The sequence below is a fragment of the Pseudomonas sp. Irchel s3a10 genome, from assembly GCF_900187525.1.
In the GTDB taxonomy this organism is placed as follows: Bacteria; Pseudomonadota; Gammaproteobacteria; order Pseudomonadales; family Pseudomonadaceae; genus Aquipseudomonas; species Aquipseudomonas koreensis_G.
The window spans coordinates 753,862-767,106 of record NZ_FYDR01000001.1 but is presented as its reverse complement, the minus strand read 5'-3'; the positions used below and the strand labels follow the sequence as shown (position 1 = coordinate 767,106).

The window sequence follows — 13,245 nt, the reverse complement described above, 5'->3', positions numbered from 1 at the left end:
TTATCGGCAACTCAATTTATCGCATCGAATAATTGACGCCAAAATAGTGGCCATCTAATATCTCGCCACTATTTTGATATCAGTGTGCCGCTACGAGGGAACGAACAGGCTTTCATGGCTTTTGCCGTGATCGACCGGGCAACGCTTGATCGCCTTGCGCAACTTTCTCCCTACCCGATTTTGCTCTGCCGGGCGCCATTCGCGCGCCCGTCGGGACCATCGCGCCTGCCTTCAAATCGCCCATCCTGCTTGTTGCATTGAGATTTTCACATGGACGTTCGTCAGTTCGCCTTTCTCGCTCGCTTGCCATCTGCCGCCGTAAAAAGCCGTGATCAATTCTGCGGTATGCCCAAGCGTGGTCTGGCGTTTTTGCTGGCCAACGTCATGTTCTGGCAACCGATGTGGGCGCAGGCCGACGGCATTGTGGTGGCCAACCCGAACACCACGCTGGATCGGGCCGGCAATGGCGTGCCGATCATCAATATCGCCACGCCTAACGGCAGCGGGCTGTCGCACAACCAGTTCCACGATTACAACGTCGGCGCGCAGGGCGTCATCCTCAACAACGGCTCGACGCAAACTTCGAACACCCAGTTGGCCGGGCACATCATCGGCAACCCGAACCTGAAAAACAGCGGTTCGGCGCAGGCGATTCTCAACGAAGTCATCAGCGGCAACCCGAGCCAGTTGCGCGGTTACACCGAAGTGGCGGGGCAGTCGGCGCGAGTGATCGTGGCCAACCCCTACGGCATCACCTGCAACGGCTGCGGTTTCATCAATGCGCCACGGGTCACGTTGACCACCGGCAAACCGGTGCTGGACAACGGTCGCCTCGATCGCTTTCAGGTCGATCAAGGCTCGGTCGCCATCGAAGGCGCCGGGCTTAACGCAACCAATATCGACCGCTTCGAAATCATCACCCGCACCGCGAAGATCAACGCCGAGATCCAGGCGAAAAACCTGACCATCGTCGCCGGGCGTAACGACGTCAACGCTGAACATCTCAGCGCCACGGCCCGCGCCGATGATGGTAGCACCAAACCGCAACTGGCGATTGACTCCTCGGCACTCGGCGGGATGTACGCCGGGGCGATCAAACTGGTTGGCACCGAGGCCGGGGTCGGCGTGAAGCTCGACGGCAAACTGATCGCCAGCGGTGGCGATATTCAGCTTGATGCCAATGGTCAATTGAGCCTGGCCGATACCTCGGCGACCGGCGCGGTCAACGTCAAGGCGGCCAGTCTCGATGCACAAGGCCCGGTGTACGCGCGCACTGCGCTGAACGTGCAGACCCAGGGCAATCTGACCAACCGCCAGACCTTGGCTGCCGGCGACAGTATCAACCTCAGTGCCGGCGGTCAGCTGACCAACGCCGGCGTCATCGAGGCCGGGGTCAATGCCGACGGCAGCCGCAACGCCAACGGTGATCTGAGCCTGAGTGCGCAAAGCCTCGACAACAGCGGCAAAAGCCTGATCGCCAGCCGCAATCTGACAGTCAGCACTGCGCAAACCCTGAGCAACCAGGGCGGCACCCTCAGCGGACAAACCACGGCGATCACGGCGGGCACCCTGGACAACCGCAATAGCGGACGCGTACTGAGCGGCGGCACGATGAACCTGAACGCCGCTCAAGTGCTGAACAACAAAGGCGTGATCAACAGCCAGACCAGACTGACTGGCAACATCGGTCAATTGATTAACCGCAATGGCGAACTCAGCGGCCAGACCGATGCAGTGCTGACGGTTACTTCGCTGGATAACGTCGCCGGCGTGATGAGCGCCGGGCAGTTGCTCGACATCACCGCCCTCGGCGCGATCAACAACAGCAACGGCGGCCGGATCGGCGCCAGACAAGCGCTGACCCTGCGCGCACAGCAATTCGACAATAGCCAGCAAGGCCAGTTGACCAGTGAAGGCACGCTGACCACGCGCATCAGCGATCGCCTGGACAACCAGAATAAAGGCCTGATCCAGGCCAACGCAGCGATGGACGTGCAGGCCACGCGCCTGGATAACCGCGCCGGCAAGATTTCCAGCCTCAACACCCTGACGGTTACCAGCGCCAATACGGACAACCGCGGCGGCACGATTCGCGCTGATCAGGCGGCGAAACTGCTGATCAGTGAACTGGATAACGGCGACAAGGGCCGCGTTGAAAGCAAGGCCACACTGACGTTCGAAGGCAACACGCTGGACAACCGCAATGGCGGTCTGCTCACCTCGACCGGCTTGCTGAGCCTCAAGGCCAACAATGTCACCAACGATGGCGGACGGATTTCCGGCAAGGGCGATGTCGACGCCAACATCGAAAGCCTGAACCAGCAAGGCGGTGAATTGGTCGCCGAAGGCAATCTGTTGCTGACTGGCAAGGCACTGCAGAACCATCAGGACGGTCTCGTCGGATCGCTCAAGACCCTGACGGTCAACGTCGACCAGATCGACAACCGCGGCGGCTCGCTCTCCAGCCAGCAGGACCTGCACATCAACGGGTCGCGCCTGGACAACAGCGAGGGCGGCAAAGTGTTGTCCGACACCACGCTGGAGGCGAAAGTCGCGCAGATCATCAACGCCAGCAACGGCCTGATATTCAGCAAGGGCGCGAGCACCCTGAGCGGCACCGGGTTGAATAACGTCGCTGGGCGGATCGTCAGTCAGAACAGTCTGGGGCTGACCTTCGACGGCGCGATGGATAACCAGCAAGGCCTGATCAGCAGTGAAGGGCAAATGATCCTCACCGCCGGCAGCCTCGACAATCGCCTGGGCAAACTGTCGAGCCTTGAAGCAATGGCGCTGACCGCTACCGGCGCGGTACTGAGCCAGGGCGGCCTGATCGTCTCGCAGAAGGGTCTGACCTTCAAAAGTGGCAGCCTGGATAACAGCGCCAGTGGCATCATCAGCGCCAAGGCCGATTCGACGCTGACCACCGGCGAGTTGAAAAACCGTCAGAGCGGCAGCATCGCCACCGATGGCTCGCTGTTGTTGACCGCCGGGCACCTGGACAACTCCGGGGGCAGCATCGGTAGCCAGCAGAAACTTCAGGCTTCGCTGACCTTGCTGGAACAGGACGGCGGCGAGCTGTTCAGCAACAGCGACCTGACCCTGGACATGAACAACGGCCTGCTCAACAACCAGCGCGGCAATATTCATACGCCGGGCCAGTTGCTGCTGAAAAACCTCAAGGACGTCGACAACAGTGCCGGTGAAATCTCGGCCGCCAAGGCCTGGAGTGTTAACGCGCAAAGCCTGAATAACGACGGCGGCAAGTTGCTGAGCAATGAAAAGCTCACCCTGGTCGTCGAGCGCGCGCTGAGCAACGTTAAAGGTGTGATTGCCTCTGCCAGCCTCGACAGTCGCAGCGACAGTCTGAACAACAACAGCGGCGACATTCGTGTGCGCGGCGATGTTGATTTCAGCGTGACTGGCATGTTCGATAACCAGAACGGTGTGGTCATCGCCGACGAGGGCATGACGATCACGGCCGCCAGTCTGGATAACCGTCAGGAAGGCCTGATCGGTTCAACAAAAGCGCTGAAGCTCAGCGTCGACCGTATCGACAACCGCAGCGGCGAACTGTCGAGCAAGGCTGATGTGAGCCTGATCGGCGCCTGGCTCGACAACAGCGACAGCGGTTACATGCTCGCCGGCGGCAATCTGGCGCTGACGGTTAATGACGTCATCAACCGCAACAAGGGGCTGCTGTCCGGTGACAGCGGCTTGACCCTGACGGGCAAGACCCTGGAAAACAGCGGACGTCTGACCAGCCAGAAAGATATCGCAATCAACCTCTCTGCGGATCTGAACAACGCACAGGGCAGCCTCGTCAACGAAGGCGCTTTGGCGATCACCGCGCAAAGTCTCAATAACAATGGCGGCACGGTCTCCAGCGCCAACGCGCTGACCATCGACACGCGCGGCGCCGTCAGCAACCAGGGCGGCAAACTGCTGACCAACAGCGATCTCACGCTCAACAGCAGCACACTCGACAACCAGCAAAACGGTGCGATCAGCAGCAAGACCAAACTGAACATCAGCACCGGCGACCTCAACAACAGCCAGGCCAGCATTTACTCTGCCGATCAATTGCACATCACGGCCGGCCAGGTGACCAACACCGCCGGCAGCCTTGGCGCGGGCAACACCGTGATCGCCACTGTTAAAGGTCTTGATCAGCAGGGCGGCAAGCTGTTCAGCAGCAATGCTGATGTCAGTGTCGATCTGAACGGCGGCGCGTTGAACAACCAGGGCGGCGTCATCAGTGCGCCGGGTCAGTTGTCGTTGAAGAATCTGGCTGACGTGAACAACCGTGGCGGCGAGATTTCCAGCGAGCAGGCTTTTGAACTGATCGCCAAGTCATTGGATAACAGCGGCGGCCAACTGCTGAGCAATCAGAAACTCACCCTGCAGATCGACAACGCGCTGACCTCGATCAAAGGCAAGATCGCGGCGGCGGCGCTGCAGGTTCGCGCGGCGAGTCTGGATAACAGCGGCGAAGGTGTTTTGCTCAGCGACAGCGATATCGAGGTCAAGGTCGCTGGCCTGCTGACCAACCAGAACAAGGGCAGCATCAAGGCCGCGCAACAACTGACCCTCAACAGCACCGGCCTGAACAATCAGGGCGGCACGCTGGTCGGCGTCTCAGGCCTGACGATGGATCTGGGCACCACCGCGCAGGATCTGAACAACCAGGACGGTGTGATCAGCAGCAAAGGCGGGTTGAGCATTGCCCATCTGCGCGACCTGAATAACCAGAACGGCGTGATCAACAGCAAAGGCGTGCTGAGCATCGCCACCCTGCATGACCTGAATAACCAGCAGGGCGAATTCTCCAGCGTCAACAGCTTCAGCCTCACCGGCAACCGCCTCGATAACCGTGGCGGCAACCTGATCAGCAACGATCAACTGACCGTAAAAGCGGCCGACCTGAACAACCAGAACGGTCTGCTCTCCGGCTGGAAAAAGGTGAGCCTCACCGGCGGCACCCTCGACAACAGCCTGGAAGGCGCGATCTCCAGCCAGCTCGGCAACGTCAACATCGACCTCAGCGGCGCGCTGCTCAACCACAGCAAGGGTGGGATCGGTGGCCTCGGCGAAGTGACCATCACGGCCGCCAGTCTGGACAACAGCGCCGGCACGGTCAGCAGTGACGGCAAACAAACCCTGACCATGACCGGCGGCGCGATCAGCAACGCTTCGGGTGGTCTGATCAAAAGTGGCGACGCCCTTGATATCCGCGCAGCCAGCCTGAACAACACCTCCGGCAACGTCATGGCGAAAAAAGCCCTGACCTTCACCGGCGGGCCACTGAACAACACCAGCGGCAGTCTGGTCGGTGACGACAGTGTCACCCTCGATTTGCTCGGCGCCCTGACCAACGTCAACGGCGCACTCGGCAGCACGGGAGCGCTGTTGATCAAACGCGCCACCAGCATCGATAACCAGGGCGGCCAGTTGATCAGTCAGACCCTGCTGAGCCTGCTCACCAGCGGCGATCTGAACAACAGCCAACGCGGCACCGTCTCGGCCAACAACCAACTGGACCTCACCGTTGGCGGCACGTTGCGCAACGACGCCGACGGCCTGCTGTCGAGCCGCGACGCCGGCGTGACCCTCACTGCCGCCGCGCTGAACAACGCCAAGGGCGCGGTGCAAAGCATGACCGCGCTGACCGTGAACACCGGTAACGGTGCGATCGACAACCAGGGCGGCAAAATCATTGCCCAGAACGGCAATCTCAACCTCACCGCCGCCAGCCTCGACAGCCGTGGCGGTGTGCTCTCAAGCCTCAACGGTCTACTGCAAACCCGCCTGAACGGCGTGTTGCGCAACGGCCAGGGCGGCAAGATCGAAGGCAGTCGCCTCGACCTGCAAGCACTCGGCGGCATTTACAGCGACGGCGGACGGATCGCCGCCAACACCGGCAACATCCTGCTCAATGCCGGCGGCAACACCCTCGACAACAGCGGCGGCGGAATCTATGCCAAAGGCGTGGTGAAAACCATCGCCGGCCTGATGAGCAACAATAACGGCCAGATCAGCGGCAGCAGCATCGAGCTGGGTGTCGACGGCAGTCTGACTAACCGCAACGGCCTGATTGAAAGTGCCGGCACACTGACGATTCGCGCCGCCAACCTCGACAACCAGGGCGGCAAACTGCGCGCGCTGGGCGCTGGCGGAAAAACCGATTTCCAGATCGGCAGCCAGTTCGATAACCGCAACGGTCTGGTGGAAACCGCCAACAACGACTTCAATCTCGCCACGCCGAGCCTGCTCAATGCCGGCGGCTCGATCACCCATGTCGGCGTCGGCGAATTCGGCATCTCGACCGCCAACGTCATGAACGCCGGCGGCTCGCTGGTGACCCTCGGCGGCCTGACGCTGAACGCGGACAGCTGGACCAACAGCAGCGTGATTCAGGCTGGGCGGTTGACGGTCAATGTCGGCAATTTTGTGCAGACTGCGAGCGGCCAGTTGCTTGCTTCCAATCAGTTGATTGGACGTGGCGGCAATTGGAACAATGACGGATTGATTGCCAGTAGTGGCAATTTCGATATCCAGTTGAGCGGCACTTATGGCGGCAACGGTCGGCTCAGCAGTGTAGGCAATCTTGGCCTCACCGCGTCCGGAATCGAACTGAGCAGCGCGGCCAGCATCACCGGTGCGACGACCGCCACGATCACCAGTCGCGGCAACCTGACCAACCTGGGCCGACTGACGTCGGCAGACAGCCTGACCGTCAATGCCGCATCGCTGACCAACAACGGGACGCTGGGCAGCGCCGGCTATCTGCGCGTCAACACCGATTCACTGCTTAACCAGAACGGGCTGATTTTCAGCGGCGGCGACATGGCCTTGCGCGTCGGCACGCTGACCAACCGCTACGCCGACATCTATGGCATCGGCAACATCAGCATTGCCCGAGATGACAGCAACGGCTGGAGTTCGTCGATCAACAACGTTTCAGCGACCATTGAAAGCGTGGGTGATCTGAGTCTGGCGGCGGATCACATCGAGAATCGCAAGGATGTGTTCGAGGTCGCCGCAGGTGGCGGACTCGTCTCGGGAACAATTGGTGTCCGATGCACGACGTGTACCTCGTTCAGTGGCATCAATTTCGAGAGTCGCCTGCCCAGCCACCTGGTCTGGGAAGAAAAATACCATTCCACCATCGTCAAGGATTCGGCATCGGGCACATTGACCGCCGGGCGCAACCTGACAGGGAACGGTCGCGAATTCATCAATGACGCGTCGGTCGTCAGCGCTGGCCACGATCTGACATTCAACGTCCAGAACTTCACCAACCAAGGGGCCACTGTCGGGGATTACACCGTCACGCGTTGGATTGATGCACCCAAGGCCAGCAGGAGCTGGAGCTTCTGGCAGGACGTCCTGAATTACAACGCCGCGAACGATCCGGATTATGATTCGGGGCAAACAGGTGTTGTGAACGGGAAGATCAGGATGGTTCCCAATATTCACACCTGGGACATGAATAACGTCGAATCGCTCACCCGAATAGGAGGGCGTCAAAGTGGTGGTGAGGCGATCAGATACCTTCTGTTCGGCTCGATCGCTATCGAACACGACGGGAAATACAGTTACGCTGCGCCAAGCTATGACTCGGGCGTGCGTGCTGAAGCCCCGGACATTATCAAAAACGCGGTCCCCTTCGACACGAAGATTACCGAAAGCAGCCCGACGGCCAATGCCAACGCAGTCGTTCAGGCTGGCGGCACGGTCTATATCAACGCGACAAACAAACTGGACAACGGCGTCGTTCGCAACGGTAACGCCGCTGCCGGCGGAGCGTCTCGCCTAGGCTCCACGCAACTGGCGGGTCAAGTCACCCCGACGGTCATCCGCATCAACGCCCAGCTTCCTCCAGACCTCGCCCAACAACAGGTCAACCCACTGGCCTTGCCGGGCTTCACCCTGCCGACCGGCGACAACGGTCTATTCCGCCTCAGCCGCAAGGACGGCAGCGAGCAAGCGATCGTAGCCGGCAAGGACTGGACGATTGGCTCCATCACGGCCGCACCCTCGACACATGCGGGCGGCATGCCGGTCAGGCATGCAACAGACCTCCAGTTCGATAAAAACGATCCAGTCTCGGTGAAGAACCGTGAGCTGGCATTGGCCAGCCGTCCTTCGCTGAATCTCAATGACAAGACGGCTGTCATCAACGTCAATGCCGCTGCCGGTGACGGGCCGGTAGGTGTGCTGATGCCCGCTCGTGGCAACGTTTCCTTCGACGTTCCACGCGTGCAGGCCCTACCCGACACCAGCGTGCGCTCCAACCCGCACAAATATCTGATCGAAACCAACCCGGCGCTGACCGACCTCAAGCAGTTCATGAGTTCGGACTATCTGCTGGGCAAACTCGGTTACGACCCGGACAACAGCGCCAAGCGCCTGGGCGACGGACTGTTTGAACAACGCATGGTGCAGCAGGCCGTGGTGGCCCGCACCGGCCAGCGCTTCATCGACGGCCAGACCTCTGACGAAGGGATGTTCAAGTACCTGATGAACAACGCCATCGCCAGCAAGGACCAACTCAACCTGTCGATGGGCGTTACCTTGACCGCGCAGCAAGTGGCGGCATTGACTCACGACATCGTCTGGCTCGAAGAGCACGAAGTCAACGGTGAGAAAGTGCTGGTGCCGGTGCTGTATCTGGCGCAGGCCAACAACCGCTTGGCGCCTAACGGGGCGTTGATTCAGGGCAGCGACGTCACTCTTATCGCCGGCGGCAACCTCGATAACGCCGGTACGCTGCGAGCCTCCAACAACCTGTCGGCCGAAGCCGGTAACAACCTCACCAACACCGGCCTGATCGAAGCCGGCGAACGCCTGACCCTCAAGGCCGGCAACGACATCATCAACAAATCCGGCGGCATCATTTCCGGCAAGGACGTCAGCCTCACAGCCACCAACGGCAGCGTGATCAACCAGCGTGATGTGACCAGTGTCGATGTCAGCCGCGGTGGCAGTGTGTACCACCGTGACTATCTGGATAACGCTGCGCGAATCGAAGCGGCCAATGATCTTACGGTCAAGTCCGGCAAAGACATCAACAACATCGGCGGGGTTCTGCAAAGCGGCCGGGACATGACGCTCGATGCAGATCGCGATGTGAACATCACTTCGGTGCAAAACCGCAGCACCGATGCACGGGGCGGCAGTTACCTCAATCAGACCATTACCCAGCACGGCGCTGAAGTGACGTCCGGGCGGGACCTGGCGATCAGCGCTGATCGTGACGTGGCAGTGGTCGCCAGTCGGCTGGATGCCAAGCGCGATCTCAGCGTCGATTCAGGCCATGACATTGTCATTACTTCGGCCGCCGACGAGAGTGACTACGTCTCGCGCAGCAAGAAGCGCGCGAACGAAACCCACAGCATCACGCAACAGTCGTCGATATTGAACGCCGGTCGCGATATCGCGCTGAACGCGGGTAACGATCTGGGCATCATCGCCAGTCGGATCAAGGCTACGGAAGATGTCAGCCTCGATGCGGTTCAGGACATCACCGTTGCCTCGGCCAAAGATGAAAGTTCTTCTTATTACTACAAGAAGAAAAAGGGCTCTTTCGGGCGCAGCAAAACCACCACGACAGAAAGTTATGAGAGCGAGAACGTCGCTTCCGTGATCGAGGCTGGACGTGACTTGACCGTCAACTCGTCCAAGGACGAAGACGGCGCCGTGAGTCTGGATGGCGGGCGCAATGTCACCATCATCGGTAGTCAATTGAACGCCGGCAAAGATCTCGTCGTCGGTGCGACCAACGATGTGGCTGTGCTTTCCGCTACAGAAGAATCCGGCTCTTACACCAAGAAAACCAAGACCGGTACATTCGGCTTGTCGAAAAGTGGCAGCAGCCATTTACAGACTGCTGTTACTCAAGTCGGTAGCCAGTTGAACGCCGGGCATGATGCCGTGGTCCTGGCAGGACGCGATGTTCGTCTGAACGCCAGTGAAGTCAATGCTGACAATGATGCTGAACTGCATGCCGGTCTCGTGGACAAGGAGGGTGATATCACCCTGTCGTCTGCGGATGACCAAGCGTACAGCCGAGCCGAGGAATACAAGAAAAAACTGGGTATGTCGCTCAAGGACACCATTGGTGTCTTTGCCGGTACTCCGGGGCTGGGAGCCGATATTACCGTCGGTGCCTCGCACAATGGCGGACGTGAAGTCGTCAGTTCCAACAGCATTGGCAGCCAGGTCAATGCCGGGCACGATGCGATTCTCAATGCATCTCGCGACATCAACGTCATTGGCAGTGGAATCAGTGCCGATAACAGCGTTTCGCTCGATGCCGGCCGCGATGTCAACGTAGTCGCCTCGATCGATCAGCAGCGCAGCAATACTTGGGAGACGGACAAAAGCGTCGGGATCATGCAGACCATCGACAGCAATGCCTTCACCACGTTCGTTGGCAGCGAAACCCTTCAACATGGCGTCAACAGCAAGGGCTACACCGCAGCGGGCAGCTCCATCGATGCGGGGATGAACATCAATGTAAACGCCGGTCGCGACATCAACCAGCAAGGTTCCGATCTGACCGCCGAGAACAACATCAAGCTCAAGGCCGATCGCGACATCAACATCGATGCCAAGGAAGAGGCCAGCGAAGTCACCATCCGTGACAGCATCAAACGTAACGGCATCACCGTGACCACCGCCTACAACATCGGCAACACCATGGAGGGTCTCAAAGGCACTGGCAAAGGTGAAGATGGGGTCAGCAAGGGCTCAAGCGTACTGAAGTCGGTTGATACGCTGGATCAGTTCTTCAGTGGACCGAAATTTGACGGACATATCGGCGGCTCGAGCGTAAGTTCCAGCCAGACTCAAACGTCGGTTACTCAACGTCCGTCGACACTTTCTGCAGGTAATGACATCTCGCTGGACGCTGGCAACAACGTCAACGTCAGCGGTAGCCAGTTCAATGCCGGCCGTGACATCAACGTCAAAGGCAAAGACATCACCTTTGACGTTGCGCATGGCTCGGAAAGCAGTGACGAGCATTCGACCCAAAGCAAGGGTGGCGTCAAAGGGGGCACCACCGGCGGCTTCAAACTCGGCGTAGGTGTCAGCAATGCCGGCACCGTAGGCAAATCGACTCAGGGCACTTCGACGGCAACCCAGTTGAATGCCGGTGGCAGCATCAACCTTGACGCGGAAAACGATCTGACCCTGATCGGCACCCGCGCCACCGCTGATCGTGATATCTCCCTCAAGGCCGGTAACGATCTGAATATTCTCTCGGCGCAAAACGCTTACGAGAGTTCGCACGATCGGCGTAGCTGGGGTGCGGAGGGCGGCATCATCGCCGGCCAGGATGGCTTCGGGATTTATGGTTCGGCGAATGTGGGTATCGGCGATCTCAACCGTGAGGGCGTCAAGCAGCAAGAAGCCTATCTGTATGCCGGCAACAAACTGGGCTTCGAAAGCGGTCGCGATACCAATATCGCTGGCGCGACTTTGCGTGGCGACGAAGTCATCGGTGATGTCGGTCGTAACCTGACCGTGACCTCTGTGCCGAACACCGGCAAGGTCGAAGGCAAGGAGTTCGACGCCAGCCTGACGGTCGCGGTGAGCTTCGGTGCAACAGTCAGCGGCTCGCTGGGTTATGGCGAGACCAACGGCAAGACCAACTGGGTCGACAATCAGACTGTTATCAGTGGCAAAAGCAAAGTCGACATCCGTACCGAAAAACATACGCAACTCGATGGCTCGGTGATCAGTGCCGACAACGGCAACCTGAAACTCGACACTGACACCCTCGGCTACCGCAACATCACGGGCAAGGATAACGAGCACGGGTATTACCTCAATGTCAGCGGCAGTTATGGCGGGGGCGGTGGCGCCCAAGCCGACAAGCCGAACAAGGGCATGGAAGGCGAAAGCAAAAACAGCTGGGCCGTGGAGGGCTACAAGTACGACAAGGATCGTCAGCAGACGCTGAATGCCACCGTGGGTGAAGGTCAGATTGTCGTGCGTAACGACAAGGTCACCGGTCAGGATTCCACGGCGGGTCTTAATCGTGATGTGAACAAGGCCTATGAGGTCACCAAGGATGAGGAACATCGCACGACGTTGTATGTAAGCAATACTTCCCTTGATGCCGTTAGCCATCCGTTAGAGACACTCGAGCGTTGGGGCGATAACGTTACCAACATTCATAAGACGCTGCTCAACCAAGCGCTTTTTGCCGTGCATGCCGCAAAAAACGTACAGGCAGAAATCGCACTTATACGACTTGACATTGATGACGTGCCTTCATTGGCCCGTGAGAGTCTGGGTGACGAGAAGGCACTGGATGTCGCGAAAAATCTTGTTCGACGAGGCTTCGATCCTTCCGATTTGAAATCGCTGGATGCTGGAATCTTCCAGGGCTTGAGCAACTTCGCCAACTTGGCGGAGAACTATGACAAGGAAGTGCAGTCGTGTGTCACCAGAGGGGACTGTTCGTTCAGCCTTGAAGATGACGGCAGTGGCGGCAAAAAAGACGTCATTTATCTTGACCCTTCTTTTGTAGAGGGGACAGGAATCAAAATGGGCAGGCAAGCCCTCGGTCAGTTGCAGGATGTACTGCTGCTCGCTGATAAATTACCTCTTGAGCAGGTTCAAGCGATTGCCGTTGCAGCGCAAGCTGTAATGGGGCCACTGAAATTCATGCTGACCATTACGCTCAATGCTGCCATTAACGCCGCTACGGATGGAAAGATTGAACAGTACAAAGATGAGGCCGCTGTCAAGCTGGCGGCGCTTTTCCTTGGTGTGCCTGAAAGTGAAGTGATTGAGCTAAATACGGAAGGCAAGGCAGCCCATCAGGAAGATAAAATCCAACATCCTTTCAATGGTGACGGAAACGTTGTAGCGGCACGCTTTTTGGTCGATGCGGTTCTCGGTGAGCTGCAATCGCTGGGTATCAAAGCTGGCAGTAGAGTTTTGGCTGTTCGCGACCGGTCTGGTGAAAGACATACCAGTGGTGGCTCTTCAGATCTGAAAAGAGGAGCCGAATTCAAGGAGGCTGCTGCGCGTTTAGGATTCGATCGACGCATTCCTCCCCAGAAAGCTCCATTCGACTCTCATGGGCAACCGGTATTTTTTGATGGAAAAAAATACATAACGCCAGACGTGGATGGGCATAACGTAACGGGTGGATGGAAAGTGTTTGATAAAAAAGGTAGACGTGTCGGTACATACGATAAAGATTTGAACTGGGTGAAGGATTAAATA

Annotated in this window: 1 protein-coding gene; it reads left to right on the top strand. The window is 58.6% G+C overall.

The window, feature by feature from the left end; translation table 11 throughout:
* Positions 1 to 270: 270 nt before the first annotated feature.
* Positions 271 to 13,242, top strand: coding sequence for a hemagglutinin repeat-containing protein (locus tag CKW11_RS03280; RefSeq protein WP_095136374.1), 12,972 nt, complete (start codon positions 271 to 273; stop codon positions 13,240 to 13,242).
* The last annotated feature ends 3 nt before the right edge of the window (positions 13,243 to 13,245 follow it).